This is a genomic window from Ferrovum myxofaciens (genome assembly GCF_000735045.1).
Lineage (GTDB): Bacteria > Pseudomonadota > Gammaproteobacteria > Burkholderiales > Ferrovaceae > Ferrovum > Ferrovum myxofaciens.
Window position 1 is genome coordinate 102799 of record NZ_JPOQ01000008.1, and the last position, 20302, is coordinate 123100.

Genomic DNA, 20302 nt, shown 5'->3' on the forward strand with positions numbered 1-20302 from the left:
TCAGATTTTCAACTCTCGGTGCAATGCCTGTAATTCATAGACATCGCTGGACTGTCCAAGACGCATCCCCATACAGGCTGCCCGTGCCCCGGCAACCGTAGTGTAATAGGTGATACGTCCCTGCAACGCAGCATTGCGAATCGACCAGGAATCCTGTACGGCCCTGGAAAGTTCTTCTACCGTATTGATGATCAATGAAATTTCTCGATTCTTGATCATATCCACGATATGCGGACGCCCTTCCATAACCTTGTTGACCAGTACCACCTCGAGACCGGCAGCACTGAGTGCTGCCGCCGTTCCACGGGTGGCCACCAGCGCAAAACCCAATTCTACCAATTGGCGTGCAATCTCCACCAAGGGCGCTTTGTCCGCATTTTTGACACTCAGAAAAACCTTGCCTCCTGTGGGCAACTTGACTCCTGCCGCCCATTGGGACTTGACGAAGGCCTCGGCAAAGGTCGCCCCAACCCCCATGACTTCCCCCGTGGATTTCATTTCCGGTCCGAGTATGGGATCCACTCCAGGAAATTTGGTAAAGGGGAACACCGCCTCTTTGACCGAATAGTAGCCTGGAATCAACTCGCCGGTAATTCCCTGTTCGGCCAGACTTTGTCCCACCATGCAGCGCGCCGCAATTTTAGCCAGAGGACGACTGGTCGCCTTGGCCACATAAGGAACAGTACGCGAAGCGCGGGGATTGACCTCGAGAACATAAACGGTATCTCCCTGAAGCGCAAACTGCACGTTCATCAACCCCACCACCCCCAATGCATGGGCCATGGCCTTGGTCTGGCGCCGAAGTTCATCCTGGATGGCAGGGGTCAGACTATAAGGCGGAATGGAACAGGCCGAATCTCCCGAATGAACGCCCGCTTGCTCAATGTGCTCCATGATGGCACCAATCACCACCTCCTGTCCATCACAGACTGCATCCACATCCACTTCGATGGCATCGTTCAAAAAACGGTCAAGCAAAATGGGGGAATGCGGTGAAATCGCCACACCATGCATTCCTTCCCCATCCGTAATGACCTCACGCAGATATTTTTCGAGATCTGCCGGGGTATGGACGATCTGCATGGCACGCCCCCCCAACACGTAACTGGGTCGAACCACCAAGGGGTATCCCAACGTCTGCGCTGCCTTCAAGACTTCGTCCCGATGGCCTGCGGTTCGGTTATCCGGTTGACGCAAATCCAACTCATGCAAGAGTTGCTGAAAACGTTGGCGGTCTTCAGCGCGATCGATGCTGTCCGGAGTTGTCCCGATGATGGGGACCCCGGCGGCTTCCAGCCCACGGGCTAATTTGAGGGGAGTCTGACCACCGAATTGGACAATGACACCCGCGGGTTTCTCCAGCGCCACGATCTCGAGGACATCTTCCAGTGTCAGTGATTCGAAATACAGACGATCCGAACTGTCGTAGTCTGTGGAAACCGTCTCTGGATTGCAATTGACCATGAGTGTTTCGTACCCATCCTCACGCAAAGCCAGGGCCGCATGAACACAACAATAATCAAATTCGATCCCCTGGCCAATGCGGTTCGGTCCCCCGCCCAGCACCATGATCTTGCGTCGATCCGTGGGATGCGCTTCACACTCTTCTTCATAAGTGGAATAGAGGTAAGCGGTTTGCGTGGAAAACTCTGCCGCACAGGTATCCACCCGCTTGAATACAGGGCGAACATTCAGGGCATGCCGCATGGCGCGCACCGCTTGTTCCGTGCTTCCCATCAGGTAAGCCAAGCGCCGGTCAGAGAATCCCTTGCCTTTCAGTTCGCGCCAACGCGCTGCGCTCAACGTCGCAAGTTCCAACCCGCGTACCCGCTGTTCTTCGAACACCAGATCCTCGATTTCCGCCAGAAACCAGGGGTCCACATGGGATAAACGGTAGATTTCATCCCGCTCCAGCCCGATGCGAAAGGCATCTGCCAGATACCACAGGCGATGGGGACCGGGATTGGCCAACTCGGCTTCGATGGTGGTGCGCTCGGTGGTCATTTCATTCAACCCATCGGCGCCAGTTTCCAATCCACGCAGGGCCTTCTGCAGGGACTCCTGGAAACTGCGCCCGATGGCCATGACCTCTCCCACCGATTTCATCTGAGTGGTCAAGCGATCATTGGCTTGCGGAAATTTTTCAAAAGCAAAGCGTGGCACCTTGGTCACCACGTAGTCAATGGTGGGCTCGAAAGAAGCGGGCGTTATCCCGCCGGTGATCTCGTTGCTCAACTCATCGAGGGTAAATCCCACCGCCAGTTTGGCCGCCACCTTGGCGATGGGAAACCCCGTCGCCTTGGAGGCCAGAGCCGAAGAACGGGAAACGCGCGGATTCATTTCGATGACGATCATTCGTCCATCCCTGGGGTTGATGGCAAACTGGACGTTAGAGCCCCCGGTTTCCACACCAATCTCACGCAATACTGCCAGGGAAGCATTGCGCATCACCTGATATTCCTTGTCCGTCAAGGTCTGGGCAGGTGCTACCGTAATGGAATCTCCGGTATGCACCCCCATGGCATCGAGATTTTCGATGGAGCAAATGATGATACAGTTGTCGTTGCGGTCCCGCACCACTTCCATCTCATACTCTTTCCAACCGATCACCGATTCTTCCACCAATAACTCACGGGTCGGTGACGCCTCCAGACCACGCTCGCAAATGGTCATGAATTCTTCCTGGTTATAGGCAATCCCCCCCCCGCTTCCTCCCATGGTAAAGGAGGGACGGATAATGGCCGGAAAGCCGATTTGGGCCTGCACCTGTTGGGCTTCTTCGAGACTATGGGCCACCGCAGAACGGGGGGTGGACAGACCGATGCGCGTCATGGCCGCCTTGAATTTTTCGCGATCCTCGGCCATATCGATGGCTTCCTTGCGCGCCCCGATCATTTCAACGTCATACCGTTCCAGCACCCCCTCCCGCGCCAGATCAAGCGCGCAATTAAGTGCCGTCTGGCCTCCCATGGTTGGCAGAAGAGCGTCTGGACGCTCCCGTTCAATGATGCGCTCCAGAGTCTTCCAGTTGATGGGTTCAATATAGGTGGCGTCAGCCATCTCCGGATCCGTCATGATGGTCGCCGGATTGGAATTAACCAGAATGACACGATACCCCTCTTCGCGCAGCGCCTTGCACGCTTGTGCCCCGGAATAATCGAATTCACAGGCCTGGCCAATGACGATGGGGCCTGCCCCAATGATCAGAATGGACTTGAGATCGGTTCTCTTGGGCATGGGTCAGATTCCAGATTCTTGCATGAGCGCTATAAAACGGTCGAAGAGAGGGGCCGCATCATGGGGGCCCGGACAGGCTTCAGGATGACCTTGAAAACTGAAGGCCGGAACATCTGTCCGGGCAAGCCCCTGCACACTCCCATCAAACAGGGAAACATGGGTAACCGTAAGATGAGCAGGTAAATCTTGAGTATCCACCGCAAATCCATGGTTCTGACTGGTGATCAATACCCGTCCGGTTTGCTGATCGAGAACGGGATGATTGGCTCCATGGTGTCCGAATTTCATCTTCAGGGTACGCCCCCCCGAAGCCAAGGCAAGCAATTGATGGCCAAGACAAATACCAAAAACAGGAACCCGTGCCGCCAGAAGTTCGCGAACGGCCTGAATGGCATAGGTGCACGCTTCGGGATCACCGGGCCCATTGGACAGAAAAACGCCATCCGGGCGCAGGGACAACACGTCCTGAGCCGGTGTCGTAGCGGGAACCACCTGAACGGCGCATCCCCGCTCCACCAACATGCGCAGAATGTTGCGCTTGATTCCAAAATCATAGGCGATGACCCGGAAGCGCGCCTCAGGCCGAGTGGTTATCCCACTCAGGTGCCACACCCCCTCCGTCCAGGGATACGGTCGGGTACAACTGACCACCTTGGCCAGATCCATGCCGTTCAGCCCCGGAAAAGTACGGGCCACTTCCAAAGCAGCGGGAATATTTTCTTCTCCCGCCCAGATACAGCCGTTTTGCGCACCCTTTTCGCGCAGCAAGCGTGTCAGACGTCGGGTATCCACCCCTGCCATGGCAATCATACCCCGCGCCTTGAGGTATTCAGGCAACCCTCCCTGCGCACGCCAACTGGATAACTGACGGGGGATTTCACGGACAATCAGACCTGCCGCAAACAACTCGGCGGACTCTTCATCTTCCTGATTCACTCCCACGTTACCGATGTGGGGATAGGTCAAGGTCACAATTTGGCGGCAATAGGAAGGATCCGTCAGAATTTCCTGGTATCCGGTCATGGCCGTATTGAATACCACCTCCCCCCCCCGATACCCTTCGGCTCCAATGGAATAGCCCTTGAAAATGCTGCCATCGGCCAGCACAAGAAAGGCAGGCACCCGAGAGGACGAGGGCAGTTCTACAGCCATAACTAACTCCTGAAGGGGGTGATGTGAAAAAACGGGAAAGACGCATTGACGCGCACCTTTCCCGTTTCCGATTATTGGAATACTAGCGCAAAATACGCCAAAAAGCAACTCCGGGGCCCGGAAGAACCCCGAAAAACAAATAAATAGACCAGTTATTTCAACTAATTACAACCCAAGTACAGAACGCATATCATAAAATCCCGCAGGCTGATCCACCACAAAACGGGCAGCCCGCACTGCACCTTGGGCAAAGGTGGCTCGATTGCTGGCACGATGGGTAATTTCCAGGCGCTCGCCTTCGCCCATGAAAGATACCGTATGATCGCCCACCACATCCCCGCCCCGTACTGTGGCAAAGCCAATGGTGCGAGAAGGACGCGGGCCCGTGGTCCCCTGGCGCCCATACACCGCCACCTCCGGCAAGTTCCAACCGCGCGCCTTGGCCACCACCTCGCCCATGCGCAATGCCGTCCCGGAGGGAGCATCCACTTTATGACGATGATGGGCTTCCGTAATTTCCAGATCATAATCAGCCGGCAACCACTGGGTGGCTCGCTCCAGCAACGCCAGTGCCACGGTTACCCCCACGCTCATGTTGGGGGCGCACACAATGGGGATCTCCTGACTGGCCTCCTGAATCTGCGCTTTTTCAGCCGCACTGAAACCGGTGGTCCCAATCACCATACCCCGCCTGTGCTGTACACAGGCGGCCAAGTGATCAAGGGTAGCCTGGGGACGGGTAAAATCGATCAGCACCGCACATCGTTCCAACCCCGCCTGAACATCAGAGGTAATCGCGAGGCCCAGGGGGGCGCCCAGCCAATCTCCGGGATCACGGCCGATGAAGGGACTGTCTGCTTGCTCCAGTGCCAAGCCCAGACGCAAATCCGGAGCCATCGCAATGGCTTCCACCAACGCTCGCCCCATACGCCCACCACTGCCCGCGATGCCCAAAACGAGCGCGCTCATTCTCCGGTCTTCCCGGCATCAATCATACCCCCCTTGGTCACTCCGGTGGCCGGTCCGGCACTTCCGTCAGGATTCGGCGGGGTAACTTCCTGCGTCACCGGAGCGGAGCCCGCAGGGGGAACCGCAGGTGTCTCACTGGTCGCCGCAGGGGCCACAGGGGCCTCACCGGTCACAGGAACCGCCTGGGGAGTGCCCGATGTCACCGCCCCACCGATCGGATAATCCGTGACATAGCGAACCATTTTGTCGTCGTTGAAATAAACCGTCAAATCATGGGGATGACTCAATCGCCCATCCTCTCGCACGAAATAGACATAATCCCAGCGATCCTTGTGAAAAGGATCTTTGAGCAATGGCGTCCCCAAAGTATAAGCCACCTGTGGACGGGTCATTCCTTCCTTCAGACGCGCCACCATGTCAGAGTCGATGATCACGCCCTGCTGGATATCCAGCGTATAGGGCCTGAGGTAAGAGGCACCAGGAATCGAATACCACGACCAGTTGGAACATCCCGTGAGAAACAGGCCTGCACAAGTCAGCATGCCCATCGTTACCGTACGCTTTATCATCCCTTTCACCCGAATGCTTTTATAATGAACCAATTCTACCCCCCTGCGAGGCAACATGAGCGCCCCCCAAGATCTCAAGGACATCGGACTGAAAGCCACCCTTCCCCGTCTCAGGGTATTGGCCCTGTTCGAAACCAGCGCCACCCGTCATCTGGGCGCGGAAGAAGTCTACCGCCGGCTTCAGCAGGAAGGCATGGATATCGGTCTGGCCACCGTCTACCGGGTGCTGACCCAGTTTGAACAAGCCGGCTTGCTGGTCCGTCATCATTTTGAAAGTGGCAAGGCCGTATTTGAACTTAACCAAGGAACCCACCATGACCATCTGGTCTGTCTGCAATGTGGCCATGTGGAGGAGTTTTTTGACGCCGAGATCGAAAATCGCCAAGCCCAGATTGCACAACAACGGGGTTTCTCGATTCAGGACCATTCTCTCCAGATCTACGCCAACTGTCAGCGCACCTCCTGCCCCCACCGAATGCCAAAGACTACCCCCTGAGCAGAGCTTGCAAGGTCCGCCCCATTTCGGCGGGATTGCGCGTAATCTTGATCCCGCATTCTTCCATCGTGGCCAACTTCTCCTGAGCCGTTCCCTGCCCCCCTGAAATGATGGCTCCCGCATGCCCCATCCTTTTACCGGGCGGTGCCGTCATACCGGCAATGAACCCCACCACGGGTTTGGTCATGTGTTCCTTGATCCAGCGTGCACAGATTTCCTCATCCGACCCGCCAATTTCTCCCACCATGATAACCGCCTCTGTGGCAGGATCGTCATTGAACCGCTGCATCACTTCCAGATGTTTCATGCCGTTGACCGGATCGCCGCCAATTCCCACGCAACTGGACTGACCCAGCCCCAGTTCACGCAGTTGCCCCACGGCTTCATAGGTCAGCGTTCCAGAACGAGAGACCACCCCAATGGGACCGGGCTGATGAATGTGTCCAGGCATGATGCCGATCTTGAGTTGTCCTGGGGTGATCACACCCGGACAGTTTGGGCCCACCAGAAGGGTTGATTTACCACGCATACGATAACGGGTCTGGATCATATCCCGCACCGGAATCCCTTCCGTAATACAGATCACCAACTCGATCCCCGCTTCCACGGCTTCATCAATGGCCGCCGCCGCATAGGGAGGAGGAACATAGATCACCGAAGCATTGGCGCCAGTTTCCCGACGCGCTTCGGCTACCGAATCAAAAATCGGAACCCCTTCGAAATTCTGTCCGCCCTTGCCCGGGGTTACCCCACCGACAAAACATTCGTTGCCAAAGGCATACTCACGACACAGACGAGTGTGAAACATGCCCGTCTTGCCGGTAATTCCTTGAGTCAGTACCCGAGTATTCCTGTCAATCAAAATGGCCATGCTTATCTCCGCGCTGCGGCGACCACCTGGGCCGCTGCGTCATCCATGTTCGCTGCTGACAGAATGGGAAGTCCCGATTCCGCCAGAATCCGTTTTCCCAACGCCACATTGGTCCCCTCCAGACGCACCACCAGAGGGACGGTTAAATGAACCTGTCGTGCAGCAGCCACCACGCCCTCGGCAATCACGTCGCACTTCATGATACCGCCGAAAATATTGACCAGAATGGCCTGCACTTCGGGATTGGCCAGCATCAATTTGAAGGCTTCCGTGACTTTTTCCGTGGTGGCCCCACCACCCACATCCAGAAAATTGGCCGGGCTTCCACCGTAGAGTTTGACGATATCCATGGTGGCCATGGCCAAACCCGCACCATTGACCAGGCATCCAATATTGCCCTCCAGTGAAATGTAGGACAAGCCGTGGCGTGAGGCTGCGATCTCGTTGGGATCTTCTTCATCGAAATCCCGCCAATCCTGCCATTCACCATGGCGAAACGCCGCATTGTCATCGAAGTTGAATTTGGCATCCAGCGCCAGAATTCGCCCGTCCCCTGTCACGGCCATGGGGTTGATTTCCGCCAAACTGGCATCGCTTTCCACGAAGGCATGGTACAGACCCAGCATCAAGTCACGGGCCTGCGCCACCAGAGGTTCCGGCACTTCGATTTGACGTGCCAGAGTTTCAGCCTGGGCTGGCAATAACCCTTGCCCCGGATCTATTTGTACCGCATGAATCTTTTCCGGATGCTGTGCGGCCACCTCCTCGATATCCATCCCCCCCGCCGCGCTGCCCATCAGGGCAACCTGCTGGGTGGTGCGATCCACTACCATGCCGATGTAGAGTTCCTGGCGAATATCCGCCCCTTCTTCCACCAACAACCGGCGAACGGTTTGCCCCTGGGGACCGGTTTGGTGAGTCACCAGTTGCATCCCCATGATTCGGCGCGCCGCCTCTTCCAGTTCGGCCTCCGTACGGACTACCTTGACGCCCCCGCCTTTCCCGCGCCCTCCCGCATGGATCTGCGCCTTGACCACGCACACCCCTGCGCCCAATTGCTGTCCGGCCGCCACAGCCTCGCCAACCGTGAAGCACGGAAACCCGCGCGGAACCGCCACCCCAAAGCGCTGGAGGAGCGCTTTGGCCTGATATTCATGGATTTTCATGGTCTACGTCTTCTCTATGAAAGGAGCCTGTGAAATGCTGATTGTACCTGAAAACCTCCCATCTATTCGACGCCTGCCCGCGACCAATGGGGGTAAAAACGCGCCACCACCTCCCCCGTGCTGGCCAGGGCATGGCATCCATCCAGATGAGGAGGACGTTCTTTCATCTCCGGTGAGAGTGTGCCATAACGGGTTTGAAAAGCCACCGTCGCCACGACGCCCACCAATTCCGTCAAATGCGTACACCCATGAATACCGCCCAACCGATTCCGCACGATCCGGGTAAACCCTGGCGCAATGGTCACCCCTTTCAACGACGAGTATTCAGGGACAATTTTTTCACAGGTGCCCGGATAAGGTCGGCTGGTCATGCGCGCCTCTGCCTCGCAAATCATCAGAGCGTCGTCCACGGTCAGGCGCAAAAACATGTCGTGAATGGGCGTACCGGCAGGCAGACATCCTTCTGTCATGTCCACATCATGCCCCTTGACATCCCGCAATACGCCCTCTACATCGTACCAGCCGTCTGGCCGTGCGTAACCATTCACTTCGATGACACGCCGATGCAGCAATTGCCGCTGTTCCTGTTCATCCTTCATGGCCCCTCCCTTTTCCGAAAAAATTCCCGCATAATGATGGCGCTGTTCTGCATTTCCCATGAGGTTCCCGTCTTGTCCGGTTTTCTGATTCGCTTTCTCTTCCTGCTTCTTGGGCTTATTCCCTGGAGCCTCCCTGCCGCAGATCTGGCTATGCCCGACGACATACCAGCCACTGTTCAACCCGTTTCCGAGCCGCCTCTGACCGATGACGAATTGTTGCGCGCCCGGCGCGCTTTTGATCAACACGATCAGACCACGCTCGAATCCATCGCGGCACGAGCGCAGGGCCAACTTTCCGATTATCCTCGATATTGGGCTCTGGAAGAACGATTGATACGAGGAAATGCCTATCTGGTTCCGGAAATGCAAGCATTTTTCAATGATTATCCCAACAGCCCGCTCACGCCCTTATTGCGCGCCCATTGGTTGTCTCAACTGGGACAAAACCAAAACTGGAAAACCTTTGAAGCCCAGTTTCATCCAGTGGATGCCCACCAACCCGCACTTCAATGCTATCACTGGCAAGCCCTCTTCGCCGACGCTCAAACGGACTTCTTCGACGCTGCCGTGGCCTATTGGCGTTCCGACGCTTCCTGGCCTGACTCCTGTGACCCGGTATTTCGGCAGTTGGTCGCAGCCCACCGCCTTCGTGCAGACGACCTCTGGCGGGCACTGCGTCATGCCCTATCCCGCAATCAGTTGCGGAAAGCGCGTTACATCAATAGTTTCTTCCCACCCTTCCAAGGCTTGAATGAAGATGACCTGAATCTGGCCACAGGCCGACCTCGCCAGTTTCTGGATGATGCCTCCCCCACGGATACCCACTCCACTCGTGCGCAACGTGAACTCATGTTATATGCCACCCTCCGCCTGGCCGCCCATGACCCACAGGCCGCAGCCACCTGGTGGACGGATGCCTCCGCACATCTTGGTCCGGAGGACCAAGCCTGGGGCTGGCAACAGATCGCACTTCAAGGTGCCTTGAATCTGAATCCCCAGTCTTTGGAGTGGTTTCAGCAGGTGACTCCCCAACCCACCGATGCTGAATGGCTGATCTGGAAAACCCGGGTTGCCTTGCGTCAGCAGGACTGGGCCACCGTACTGGACACCCTGGCCCATCTACCGGTCACCCTGGCCCAGAAACCCGTCTGGCAATACTGGAAGGCGCGCGCGCTGGAGGGAGAATACCGTTCTGCAGAAGCCCTTGCCCTGCTCGAGCGCGTCTCCCAATCTCCTTCCTACTACGGGCTACTGGCCCTGGAAGAACGGGGGCAGGAACTTCGCCTGTCACCCCCTCCCGCACAACCGGACCCGGAGATTCAAAAAGAAACCCGCACTCTGCTGGAGCGCCCTCTGCGCCTCTATCGCCTGGGATTGCTGTCGGAAGCCCAGAGAGAGTGGAACCAGATCGAGCCTGCCCTGACCCCTCTGCAACACTTGGCAGCTGCCCAACAAGCCTTTCAACTGGGCTGGTATGACCGGAGTATTCACAGTGCAGATCGTACGGATTTACCCAAGGATATCACCCTGCTCTTTCCCTATCCCTATCAGTCTCAAATCCAGGCCAGCGCTTCCCAATACCATCTCTCTGAAGCCTGGATTCTTGCGGTCATCCGGCAGGAAAGTCGATTTTTCAGCGTTGCCCGTTCCCGTACCGGTGCCCAGGGCCTGATGCAACTGATGCCCGCAACGGCCCGGTGGGCGGCCCGACGCAGCGGTCTCAAGAACTATCATGCTGAAGAGGTCGATCAACCCGACACCAATATCCTGCTTGGAACTTATTATCTGAATCACCTGGCGCAACTTTTGGGCAACCCGATCCTCGCCACCATGGGCTATAACGCAGGCCCTTTGCGTGCACAGATTTGGGTTTCTGCCGGCATTGGTGACCCGCGCGCCTTTCTTGAAAACATTCCTTTTGATGAAACCCGGGACTATGTCCAACAGGTTCTCTACAACCAAATCGTCTACGAACAGCGCCTCCATACCGTGCCCAGTCACCGGCTGCATGCTCTTCTGGATGAGTTGGGTGCGGTTCGATGATGCAGATTTACGAAGTAGGGGGTGCCCTCCGTGACGAATTGCTGGGGCTTCCCAGCACCGACCGGGATTGGGTCGTGGTAGGCACTACTCCGGAAGAAATGGAAACTCGGGGGTTTCAGCCCGTGGGGCGGGATTTTCCGGTTTTCCTGCACCCCGCCACCCATGAAGAATATGCTTTGGCCCGCACTGAACGTAAAACAGCCCCAGGCTATCGCGGATTCATTCTTCATGCCGACCCCACGGTCACGCTGGAAGAAGACCTGAAACGCCGTGACCTCACCATCAATGCCATGGCCCGGGATTCCAATCATCGGTGGATCGATCCCTACGGCGGACTGACCGATCTGAAAAACCGTATCCTGCGTCACGTCAGTCCGGCTTTTAGCGAAGATCCGGTCCGACTCCTGCGCGTTGCTCGATTCCTGGCCAAACTGGCTCCCTTTGGCTTTACCGTGGCACCTGAAACCAGCGCACTCTTACGACAGATGGTCAACAACGGCGAAGTGGATGCCCTGGTTCCCGAACGCATTCTGCAAGAGTTGAACAAAGGCATGGAAACTACCAACCCCGCGCGCATGTTCGAGGCATTGGCCGACTGGGGAGCCTTGAAAAAATTCTTCCCCACCATCGATGCATTGTGGATCCATACGGGGGATCTGGCCAAAAACGCCGTGGATCATGGGGCCCGAAGAAACCTGGAACAAGTCCTGCGCTGGGCAGCCTGGGTTTCAGCACTTTTCCACGGGAGTTCCCGTCAAATCTGGCATCCACTCCTTGAAACCTGGGCCAGGAACCTGCGCTGGAGCAAGGAACAACACCAGTGGGTGGAATTGTCTTGCGCACTGGGTCCCAGCGCCCGGCATTTGTCTCCCCAGCAACCGGAGGAATGGCTCCCCCTGCTGGAAGGATGTGATGCCTGGAGGCGGCCACAAAGATTCTTCCACTTTCTTGAATTACAGGAATGCCTGGGCGAGGTTCTCAAAGATCTCCAACCCAACCTGAGCACGCGGGGCAAGGCCGCCCTCGCTGCCTGTCAGGCACTGGATCTTCCTGCGCTCGTACGTTCGGCACCGACCCCGGCAGAAATCCCTCAACGATTACGCGCTGCCCGTCATGCTGCGTTGTGCGCGCTCTCGCCCACACGACGCAGCACCTGATCCCTTCAGGATCCCTTGATTTTTTTAGCCGCCTGAGCATGTTGCTCGGCATAAGACTGATGGGCAGCGGCTTCGGCCACCCCCACCTTGATGGGATAGCCCATGTCCATGAGGACAGAACCCAAGGCAGACAGACATAACATGACATTTTCCGACTTGGCTGAATAGCCCATCAGTCCAAAGCGCCAGATTTTTCCTGCCAAGGGCCCCAGCCCGGCACCGATTTCCAGATTGAATTCGCTGAGCAGTGTTTTTCGCACTTTGGCTTCATCCACCCCTTCGGGTACCCGCACGGCATTGAGCTGGGGCAGACGGTATTCTTCCTTGACCAGATAGGTCAGCCCCATGGCCTCCAGTCCGGCTTTGAGCGCAAGGTAATGACGGGTATGACGAGCCCAGGCGTTTTCCAATCCTTCTTCACGCAGCAGCACCAGAGACTCATGTAACGCAAACAAGCCATTGATGGGGGCCGTATGGTGGTAAGTGCGATTGGTGGATCCCCAGTATCCCAATACCAGGTCGAGGTCCATGAACCAACTCTGGGAGGGAGTCCGACGTTGTTTGACCAGATCCACCACCCGCTGGTTATAGGAGACGGGAGACAATCCTGGGGTACAGGACAGACATTTCTGGCTGCCCGAATAGATGGCATCGATATCCCACTCATCCACATACAGGGGTGAACCACCCAGTTGAGTGACCGCATCCACAATGGTCAGAGCCCCGTAACGGTGCGCGATTTCCACCAGGGTCTTGGCATCGGACATACAACCGGTGGAGGTTTCGGCATGAACAAAAGCCACCACTTTGGTATCCGGGTTTTGCTTCAGGGCATCTTCAAGCTTTTGCGGATCCACCGGTTCACCCCAGGTGTCTTCCACCACAACAGGTGTACCGCCACAGCGCGTCACATTTTCGATCATGCGGCCACCGAATACCCCGTTCCGGCACACGATAACCTTGTCGCCAGGATTGACCATGTTGACGAAGCACATTTCCATGCCTACGGATCCGGGACCCGAAGCCGGAAAAGTCAGTGCGTTGTCCGTCTGAAAGGCATAACGCAACAACATCTTCAATTCATCCATCATGTCCACAAAGACCGGATCGAGATATCCGATACAGGGCAGCGACATGGCCGCCAGCACCCGCGGTGCGATTTCCGATGGACCCGGGCCCATCAGGGTGCGTTGGGGGGGATAGAAGGAACTGATTTTCTTGGGGGGAAGGTATTGGATGGTCATCGGGGGTCCTTAAGCGCCCATTGGGGGCGAATTCTCCATAATCAATCTTTCATTCTAGCAAAATTTCCAGCTTTCACGAAGTGCAGGTGTCGCCCTTCGGCGTGGGACAGATGGAGTGCCCCTCGCTCGCCTGCGGAATCGAAGAGTGTATCTCCTTCCGGTTCTGGCTGGTGCGAGGGAATCAATCCGACAAAATCAAAGAGAAGGCGGTCAGCCAGGTGAGAGGGCGTGACCGACTGCAACCCCAGAAAGATATTGTCGGTGCGTCCCGGATGCGCCTTTTCCTGGTCCTGCAACCATTGTTTGATGGCCTGGCGTTGCAAATTTTCCTGGGAACCACACAGATTGCAGGGAATGATGGGAAATTCCATCCCGCGCGCGTAGCGGGCCAAGTCTTCTTCGCGACAATAGGCCAAGGGACGTATCACGACATGATGTCCATCGTCGGTCACGAGTTTGGGGGGCATGCCTTTCAGTCGTCCCCCATGAAACAAATTGAGGAAAAAGGTTTCCACCATGTCATCGCGATGGTGACCCAAAGCAATCTTGTTAGCCCCCAATACCTTGGCAGTACGGTACAGGACCCCCCGGCGCAAACGCGAACAGAGAGAGCAGGTGGTTTTTCCCGCCGGGACTTTTTCCTTGACGATGGCGTAGGTATCCGCATCGACGATCCGGTAATCCACGCCCAGCTGATCCAGGTAGGCAGGAAGGATATCCGCAGGAAAACCCGGTTGTTTCTGGTCCAGGTTGACGGCAACGAGTTCAAATGTGATGGGCGCGCGCTTTTGCAGATCCAGCAGAAGTGTCAGCAGGGCATAGGAATCTTTCCCCCCACTCAGACAGACCATCACCCTATCCCCGTCCTGGATCATGGCGTAGTCTCCCAATGCCTTGCCCAGGGCACTGCGCAGTCTTTCCTGGAGCCGAATGAAGGTGGAACTGCGGGAATTACTCATCGGAAGGGGAGGTTGGATCTTTGCGCAAAATTTTGAAAATGACAAACAGAGAGTAGAGCATGAGTAAACCCATGAGCACGAAGCCACTGACGTACACCCAGAGTTTGTCCGAGTAGGTCAGGTACCAGGCAACATTCAGGAGCAGGAAAAATCCCGCAATCTGCCAGAAAAAGCCCATCGTCATTTCCTATAATTCTGCAAAGATCGTCATGTTATCAAATAGGAGTATGATGCGCGCTATTTGAGGGCTGAACATTGGAATGGTATTCCACTGAGGCATTACTGCCGAGTGTTGCGGCGAGAGATCACAGCCAGCAATTAATCTGGCATATCAATGACGCCATCGACAAAGCAGGAGGATGGATCGACTTTGCCGATTTCATGAACCTGCTTCTTTACGCACCAAGATTGGGCTACTACGCGGCAGGAGCCGTCAAATTGGGACCCGCCGGAGACTTTACCACGGCCCCGGAGATGACCTCCCTCTTTGCCCGCACCCTGGCCCATCCCATTGCACGCACCCTCAGGGAATTGGATCCACAGAAAACCACGATACTCGAACTGGGTGCCGGTACGGGGCAGTTGGCCCAAGACCTGTTGAAAGCCTTGGAACAACAAGATAGCCTGCCGAAACGTTACGCAATCCTGGAAGTAAGTACTGACTTACGAGAACGACAACAGGAAAATATCCGTCAACTGCCTCCAGACTTGCAACGTAGAGTGGAATGGCTGGAACATTGGCCAGCGGAACTGGAAGGCGTCGTACTGGCCAATGAAGTGCTGGATGCTCTACCCGTCCAACGTTTGCGTTGGCAGAATGGGCAATGGCACCAATGGGGTGTTGCGGTGACGAAAGAGGGTTGGCACTGGCAAACTCGGCCCCTGCCCGCAAACTCCCCCCTTCTCGAGGGGATGCCAGATATGACCGGTTACCCCGAGCCCTATGATACTGAAGTCGGTTTGGCCGCAGAGGGACTGATGACGTTGTTGGGTCAAACTTTGAAAGCCGGTCAGGCTTTTTTTATCGATTATGGTTTCCCGGCGCGGGAATTCATCCATCCCCAACGCAGCGGGGGTACGTTGATGTGTCACTATCGGCATCATGCCCACGGCGATCCTTTTCTTTACCCTGGACTTCAGGACGTCACGGCCCATGTGGACTTTACCCGGGTGGCCCGGGCGGCCCGCCGGGCAGGCCTGCAAATCGAAACCTGGCAAACACAGGCGGCCTGGTTGATTGAAGAGGGGATTCTGCATGAACTGGAAAAAGTACACGGAGAAACCAGCGCGGACTATCGCGCAGTCAGTGCGGTCCAAAAACTTCTGAGTCCAGCAGAAATGGGCGAGTTATTCAAGGTATTGGTACTGGGTCAGGGTCCCGAAAACAAGTCAGCATTGATCAATTTGGGACTGTAAGAGACGCGCATCGCTTCGAAGGGGGAATGCATGGCATTCCCCTTCTTCAAGTCAAATGCAGCCGTTCCCAGATGACCGAAGTCAACCCTGCGCTGTTCATGGTATAAAAGTGCAACCCAGGCGCCCCACCCTCCAGCAACCGGTCACATAAGTGTGTCACCACTTCCAGACCAAAAGCCTTGATGGAAGCACTGTCATCCCCATAGCCCTGCATTTTTTGACGGATCCAGCGCGGAATTTCAGCACCGCAGGCATCGGAAAAGCGACTCAATTGTGAAAAATTGGCGATGGGCATGATCCCTGGCACAATCGGCACGGTGATCCCCGCTGCACCACAATCCTCCACAAAACTGAAGTAAGCATCCGGATTGTAAAAATACTGGGTAATGGCTGAATCAGCCCCTGCCTCGACTTTTTCCTGAAAATGGCGAATCCCTTCCTGCGCTGAATGGGCTTGTGGATGCACCTCGGGATAGGCTGCCACCTCAATGAAAAAGTGGTCTCCCGTTTCTTCACGCACGAAACGCACCAGGTCGCTGGCGTAACGAAATTCGCCGCCGCCCAGGGTTCCGGAAGGCAAATCCCCGCGCAAGGCCACCAGATGACGAATACCGTGGTGACGATAGAGTGCCAGGACTTGGCGCAAACTGTCCCGGGTCGCGCCAATACAGGACAGATGAGGCGCAGCGGGATATCCGTCCTGCTGAATCTCCACCACGGTTTCCAGAGTACGGTCCTGGGTGGTGCCCCCTGCGCCATAGGTCACGGAAAAAAAAGCCGGATTGAGCTGCGCCAACTGGCGCCGGGTATGACGAAGTTTTTCCGCCCCCTCGGCGGTCTTGGGGGGGAAAAATTCGAAACTGAACACCCGCTCGTAATGCGCGTGATTCATGGCTTCAATACCGGTAATGCTCGGGTTTGTAGGGCCCCGTAACAGGCAGGTTGAGGTATTCAGCCTGCTTTTCCGTCAGCAAGGTGAGTTGCACGCCGATGCGCTTCAAATGCAGGCGGGCCACCTTCTCATCCAGTGTCTTGGGGAGAATGTATACGCCCACGGGATATTTGCCGTGATTGTTCCACAATTCGATCTGGGCCATGACCTGATTGGTGAAGGAAGCCGACATCACAAAACTTGGATGTCCTGTCGCGCATCCCAAATTGACCAGACGTCCTTCTGCCAATACGATCAGACGCTTGCCATCAGGGAAGATGACGTGATCCACCTGCGGTTTGATGTTATCCCAGTGGTATTTACGCAGAGAGGCGATATCGATTTCCGAGTCGAAGTGACCGATATTGCATACGATGGCATCATTTTTCATGACTTGCATATGGGCGTGGGTGATGACCTCCACATTGCCGGTTGCGGTGACGAAGATGTCACCCAAAGCCGCCACTTCGTCCATGTTCACTACCCGATACCCCTCCATGGCCGCCTGCAGGGCACAGATGGGATCGATTTCCGTGATCCACACCGTGGCACCCAGTCCGCGAAAGGCCTGGGCACAGCCTTTGCCCACATCGCCATACCCAGCCACCACGGCCACTTTTCCGGCAATCATCACATCAGTCGCCCGTTTGATCCCATCCATCAGGGATTCACGACATCCGTACAAATTGTCGAATTTGGACTTGGTCACCGAGTCATTGACATTGAACGCCGGGCACTTCAATTCTCCACGCTTCAGCATTTCATTCAAACGATGCACGCCGGTGGTGGTTTCTTCGGAAATGCCCCGGATGGATTCGAGCAGATGAGGATACTTGTCATGCATCACCAGGGTCAGATCCCCTCCATCATCCAGAATCATGTTGGGCAACCAGTTTTCTGGCCCAAAAATGGTTTTTTCGATGCACCACCAAAACTCCTCTTCAGTTTCTCCCTTCCAGGCAAATACCGGAATCCCTGCGGCGGCAATGGCTGCCGCTGCCTGGTCCTGGGTGGAAAAAATATTACAGGAACTCCAGCGGACTTCCGCCCCCAGGGCCACCAGTGTTTCAATCAATACGGCGGTCTGGATGGTCATGTGCAAACAACCGGCGATACGTGCCCCCTGCAGCGGCTGGTGCTCGGCATATTCTGCACGCAGGGCCATGAGCCCTGGCATTTCATTCTCGGCAATCTGGATTTCCTTGCGGCCCCATGCCGCCAACGTCATGTCGGCAACCTTGAAATCACCGGCCAAAATCTGTGGAATCGCGTTCATTGAAACTCTCCCTTCATTCGTTGTGTATTGGCTCAATCCAAACTCAGGCATCGGCCTGTAGTGCCTGGATGCGATTGCGCATTTCCCAGGTAAACTCCGGCTCTTCCCGTCCAAAGTGACCGTAGGCTGCTGTCTTGCTGTAAATGGGGCGGAGTAGATCGAGGGACTGAATGATACCCTTGGGACGCAGGTCGAAATGCTGCTCAACCAGTTGGGCCAGCTTTTCGTCGGGGAGTTTCCCGGTTCCGAAGGTATTGACCATCAAACTGACCGGGCGGGCAACGCCGATGGCGTAAGCCACTTGCACTTCGCATCGGCGTGCCAACCCGGCAGCCACCACATTCTTGGCCACATGGCGCATGGCGTAGGCGGCAGAACGATCCACCTTGGAAGGATCCTTGCCCGAAAATGCTCCCCCGCCATGACGGGCCGCGCCTCCATAAGTATCCACGATGATCTTGCGCCCGGTGAGACCGCAGTCCCCCATGGGGCCTCCGATCACGAAGCGCCCGGTAGGATTGACCAGATAACGGGTATTGGGTCCCAGCAGGTGAGCGGGCAGCACCGGCTTGATGATTTCGTCGATCACTGCTTCCGTGAGTTGTTGATGGGAAATTTCGGGATGATGCTGGGTCGAGAGAACCACCGTTTCGATACAGGCGGGCTGCCCATTGACATAGCGAACGCTCACCTGGGATTTGGCATCCGGACGCAAAAAGGGCAGCCGCCCGTCCTTGCGCAATTCTGACTGGCGCTGCACCAGACGATGGGCCAGATGGATGGGCAAAGGCATGAGCGTGTCGGTTTCATCACAGGCATAACCGAACATCAAGCCCTGATCTCCCGCCCCTTGATCGAGGTCGAGTCCACTCCCCTCGTCCACCCCCTGAGCAATGTCCGGACTTTGCCGATTGAGTGCCGTCAACACCGCGCAGGTCTGATAATCAAAACCGATGTCGGAACTGTTGTAGCCGATGCGCCGTACCACGTCCCGTGCCACATCGATGTAGTTGATCTGTGCCTTGGTGGTGATTTCGCCGGAAATAACGATGAGGCCAGTACTGGTCAAAGTTTCACAAGCCACCCGGGCATGGGGATCCTGCGTTAGAATGGCATCTAGAACCCCGTCAGAAATCTGATCGGCCACCTTGTCCGGATGCCCCTCGGATACCGACTCCGAAGAGAAAATATACTCACTCATGGCAAACCCTGCCCTTTATCAAAAATTGGAAAAGTACTGCAGCCGGGAATTGTACCAGCAATCCCGTTAGCGCCATGATGCGCCTGATTTTTTTCCCGCTTTGGTTACTCCACTGGCTACCCCTCAAGGCTCTGTGGATCCCCGGTCGCCTGCTTGGCAGTCTGGCCTTTGCCCTCGCCCGCGAACGGCGTCGCGTTACCCTCATCAATCTGACATTGTGCTTTCCCCAGTGGAGTGACGCCCAACGCCGTCAAGTGGCTCTCCGTCATTTTCAAGGATTTGTCACCAGCGCCCTGGCCCTCGGGATAGCCTGGTTCGCTTCCGAACGGCGTCTGCGCGCCCTGATTCATTTTCAGGGCCTGGAACAGGTGCGCCATGCTCAAACGAAGGGGCCAGTCATCTTGCTCACGCCCCATTTCTTCGGGGTAGACACCATTGGCCCCTTCCTGACCCTGGATTTTGACGTCATCACCATCAATTCAAAAATCAAGCATCCCACCCTCGATACCTTGATCCGCGAACGCCGACTACGCTGGGGGAAAGGGCTGATTTTTGCCCGCCAGGACAGTTTGCGCAGCGTATTACGGGCGTTCAAACCGGGTTGGTTGCTCTACTACCTGCCGGATCAGGACTTTGGCCCCAAAGATTCGCTTTTTGTGGATTTCTTCAAGGTCAAAGCCGCCACCGTCCCCGCTTTGGCCCGGATGACCAAATTAGCCAAAGCATCGGTCGTTCCCTGCGTCGTCCATCTCAATTTCGAGGCGGGACGGTTTGAAGTCACCTTCTTCCCCCCCTGGGAACATTTTCCCAGCGGTGACGATGGGGCGGATACCCGCCGCATGAACCACTTCATCGAGGATCGTATCCTCGAACAACCCGCCAATTATCTGTGGTCACACAAACGGTTCAAGACCCGCCCCCCCGGAGAAGCCTCGCCTTACGATGGGCCTTCGCCCCCCCAATCTACCCAGTGAGCCAGAAAAAGCGTAGCATTTCACCTTTGACATCACCCGATA

Annotated in this window: 18 protein-coding genes; 5 read left to right on the plus strand and 13 right to left on the minus strand. The window is 56.1% G+C overall.

The features are described from left to right. From carB to IV91_RS16600, 4 genes are all read right to left on the minus strand, one after another. Window positions 1-3237, minus strand: a complete 3237-nt coding sequence (gene carB, locus IV91_RS0101750; protein WP_031595533.1) for a carbamoyl-phosphate synthase large subunit — start codon at window positions 3235-3237, stop codon at window positions 1-3. A gap of 3 nt (window positions 3238-3240) precedes the next feature. Beyond that, complete coding sequence (gene carA, locus IV91_RS0101755) at window positions 3241-4389, minus strand: glutamine-hydrolyzing carbamoyl-phosphate synthase small subunit (RefSeq protein ID WP_031595534.1); 1149 nt, start codon at window positions 4387-4389, stop codon at window positions 3241-3243. A gap of 165 nt (window positions 4390-4554) precedes the next feature. After that, window positions 4555-5358, minus strand: a complete 804-nt coding sequence (gene dapB / locus IV91_RS0101760) for a 4-hydroxy-tetrahydrodipicolinate reductase (protein ID WP_031595535.1) — start codon at window positions 5356-5358, stop codon at window positions 4555-4557. Then, on the minus strand, window positions 5355-5927 hold the full coding sequence (locus tag IV91_RS16600; RefSeq protein ID WP_160171511.1) for an outer membrane protein assembly factor BamE: 573 nt from the start codon (window positions 5925-5927) through the stop codon (window positions 5355-5357). The genes dapB and IV91_RS16600 overlap by 4 nt, the downstream gene beginning before the upstream one ends. Before the next feature lie 55 nt (window positions 5928-5982). Between IV91_RS16600 and fur the strand changes: the two genes are divergently transcribed. Beyond that, window positions 5983-6423 (plus strand): ferric iron uptake transcriptional regulator, encoded by a 441-nt coding sequence (gene fur / locus IV91_RS0101770; RefSeq protein ID WP_031595537.1) that lies wholly within the window; start codon window positions 5983-5985, stop codon window positions 6421-6423. Here fur and sucD read toward each other — a convergent pair. The 3 genes from sucD to IV91_RS0101785 form a co-directional block, all read right to left on the minus strand. Continuing rightward, a complete protein-coding gene (gene sucD, locus IV91_RS0101775) occupies window positions 6413-7294 on the minus strand; it encodes a succinate--CoA ligase subunit alpha (RefSeq protein WP_031595538.1) in 882 nt (293 codons plus the stop codon). The two genes, fur and sucD, sit on opposite strands and share 11 nt — an antisense overlap. A 2-nt stretch (window positions 7295-7296) precedes the next feature. Next, window positions 7297-8460, minus strand: coding sequence for an ADP-forming succinate--CoA ligase subunit beta (gene sucC / locus IV91_RS0101780; protein ID WP_031595539.1), 1164 nt, complete (start codon window positions 8458-8460; stop codon window positions 7297-7299). A gap of 62 nt (window positions 8461-8522) precedes the next feature. Further along, on the minus strand, window positions 8523-9119 hold the full coding sequence (locus IV91_RS0101785; RefSeq protein ID WP_062187223.1) for a DUF2889 domain-containing protein: 597 nt from the start codon (window positions 9117-9119) through the stop codon (window positions 8523-8525). A 12-nt stretch (window positions 9120-9131) separates the two neighbouring features. On the opposite strand from IV91_RS0101785, the gene IV91_RS0101790 reads away from it, so the two are divergent. After that, complete coding sequence (locus IV91_RS0101790) at window positions 9132-11102, plus strand: lytic transglycosylase domain-containing protein (RefSeq protein ID WP_160171512.1); 1971 nt, start codon at window positions 9132-9134, stop codon at window positions 11100-11102. Beyond that, window positions 11102-12259 (plus strand): CCA tRNA nucleotidyltransferase, encoded by a 1158-nt coding sequence (locus IV91_RS19570; protein WP_031595545.1) that lies wholly within the window; start codon window positions 11102-11104, stop codon window positions 12257-12259. The genes IV91_RS0101790 and IV91_RS19570 overlap by 1 nt, the downstream gene beginning before the upstream one ends. 5 nt (window positions 12260-12264) lie before the next feature. Here the strand turns inward: IV91_RS19570 and IV91_RS0101800 are convergent, their stop codons facing one another. From IV91_RS0101800 to IV91_RS0101810, 3 genes are read right to left on the minus strand one after another with little or no spacing between them, the layout of a single operon-like run. Then, window positions 12265-13503 carry a pyridoxal-phosphate-dependent aminotransferase family protein gene (locus tag IV91_RS0101800; protein ID WP_051861841.1) on the minus strand — a complete coding sequence of 413 codons (1239 nt, stop codon included), beginning with the start codon at window positions 13501-13503 and terminating at the stop codon, window positions 12265-12267. Between the two features lie 41 nt (window positions 13504-13544). After that, window positions 13545-14462 carry a tRNA 2-thiocytidine(32) synthetase TtcA gene (gene ttcA / locus IV91_RS0101805; protein WP_035416961.1) on the minus strand — a complete coding sequence of 306 codons (918 nt, stop codon included), beginning with the start codon at window positions 14460-14462 and terminating at the stop codon, window positions 13545-13547. After that, entirely contained in the window at window positions 14455-14646 is a 192-nt protein-coding gene (locus IV91_RS0101810) for a hypothetical protein (protein WP_062187218.1), read from the minus strand. The genes ttcA and IV91_RS0101810 overlap by 8 nt, the downstream gene beginning before the upstream one ends. A 71-nt stretch (window positions 14647-14717) precedes the next feature. On the opposite strand from IV91_RS0101810, the gene IV91_RS0101815 reads away from it, so the two are divergent. Next, window positions 14718-15878, plus strand: a complete 1161-nt coding sequence (locus IV91_RS0101815; RefSeq protein ID WP_200874302.1) for a class I SAM-dependent methyltransferase — start codon at window positions 14718-14720, stop codon at window positions 15876-15878. Window positions 15879-15924: 46 nt separating this feature from the next. Here the strand turns inward: IV91_RS0101815 and metF are convergent, their stop codons facing one another. From metF to metK, 3 genes are read right to left on the minus strand one after another with little or no spacing between them, the layout of a single operon-like run. After that, window positions 15925-16770 carry a methylenetetrahydrofolate reductase [NAD(P)H] gene (gene metF, locus IV91_RS0101820; protein WP_031595551.1) on the minus strand — a complete coding sequence of 282 codons (846 nt, stop codon included), beginning with the start codon at window positions 16768-16770 and terminating at the stop codon, window positions 15925-15927. Window positions 16771-16774: 4 nt separating this feature from the next. Continuing rightward, window positions 16775-18085: an adenosylhomocysteinase gene (ahcY, locus tag IV91_RS0101825; RefSeq protein WP_031595552.1), complete on the minus strand. Its 1311-nt coding sequence runs from the start codon at window positions 18083-18085 to the stop codon at window positions 16775-16777. A 43-nt stretch (window positions 18086-18128) separates the two neighbouring features. Next, complete coding sequence (gene metK, locus IV91_RS0101830; RefSeq protein ID WP_031595553.1) at window positions 18129-19286, minus strand: methionine adenosyltransferase; 1158 nt, start codon at window positions 19284-19286, stop codon at window positions 18129-18131. A 74-nt stretch (window positions 19287-19360) separates the two neighbouring features. Here metK and IV91_RS0101835 point away from each other — a divergent pair, with 74 nt between their 5' ends. After that, a complete protein-coding gene (locus tag IV91_RS0101835) occupies window positions 19361-20260 on the plus strand; it encodes an LpxL/LpxP family acyltransferase (protein ID WP_051861842.1) in 900 nt (299 codons plus the stop codon). Window positions 20261-20302 lie beyond the last annotated feature (42 nt).

What these genes read in the sequence shown, in the direction of transcription:
- carB (WP_031595533.1), bottom strand. Translation starts at nt 3,237, where the DNA reads ATGCCCAAGAGAACCGATCTCAAGTCCATTCTGATCATTGGGGCAGGC.
- carA (WP_031595534.1), bottom strand. Translation starts at nt 4,389, where the DNA reads ATGGCTGTAGAACTGCCCTCGTCCTCTCGGGTGCCTGCCTTTCTTGTG.
- dapB (WP_031595535.1), bottom strand. Translation starts at nt 5,358, where the DNA reads ATGAGCGCGCTCGTTTTGGGCATCGCGGGCAGTGGTGGGCGTATGGGG.
- IV91_RS16600 (WP_160171511.1), bottom strand. Translation starts at nt 5,927, where the DNA reads ATGATAAAGCGTACGGTAACGATGGGCATGCTGACTTGTGCAGGCCTG.
- fur (WP_031595537.1), top strand. Translation starts at nt 5,983, where the DNA reads ATGAGCGCCCCCCAAGATCTCAAGGACATCGGACTGAAAGCCACCCTT.
- sucD (WP_031595538.1), bottom strand. Translation starts at nt 7,294, where the DNA reads ATGGCCATTTTGATTGACAGGAATACTCGGGTACTGACTCAAGGAATT.
- sucC (WP_031595539.1), bottom strand. Translation starts at nt 8,460, where the DNA reads ATGAAAATCCATGAATATCAGGCCAAAGCGCTCCTCCAGCGCTTTGGG.
- IV91_RS0101785 (WP_062187223.1), bottom strand. Translation starts at nt 9,119, where the DNA reads ATGGGAAATGCAGAACAGCGCCATCATTATGCGGGAATTTTTTCGGAA.
- IV91_RS19570 (WP_031595545.1), top strand. Translation starts at nt 11,102, where the DNA reads ATGCAGATTTACGAAGTAGGGGGTGCCCTCCGTGACGAATTGCTGGGG.
- IV91_RS0101800 (WP_051861841.1), bottom strand. Translation starts at nt 13,503, where the DNA reads ATGACCATCCAATACCTTCCCCCCAAGAAAATCAGTTCCTTCTATCCC.
- ttcA (WP_035416961.1), bottom strand. Translation starts at nt 14,462, where the DNA reads ATGAGTAATTCCCGCAGTTCCACCTTCATTCGGCTCCAGGAAAGACTG.
- IV91_RS0101810 (WP_062187218.1), bottom strand. Translation starts at nt 14,646, where the DNA reads ATGACGATGGGCTTTTTCTGGCAGATTGCGGGATTTTTCCTGCTCCTG.
- metF (WP_031595551.1), bottom strand. Translation starts at nt 16,770, where the DNA reads ATGAATCACGCGCATTACGAGCGGGTGTTCAGTTTCGAATTTTTCCCC.
- ahcY (WP_031595552.1), bottom strand. Translation starts at nt 18,085, where the DNA reads ATGAACGCGATTCCACAGATTTTGGCCGGTGATTTCAAGGTTGCCGAC.
- metK (WP_031595553.1), bottom strand. Translation starts at nt 19,286, where the DNA reads ATGAGTGAGTATATTTTCTCTTCGGAGTCGGTATCCGAGGGGCATCCG.
- IV91_RS0101835 (WP_051861842.1), top strand. Translation starts at nt 19,361, where the DNA reads ATGATGCGCCTGATTTTTTTCCCGCTTTGGTTACTCCACTGGCTACCC.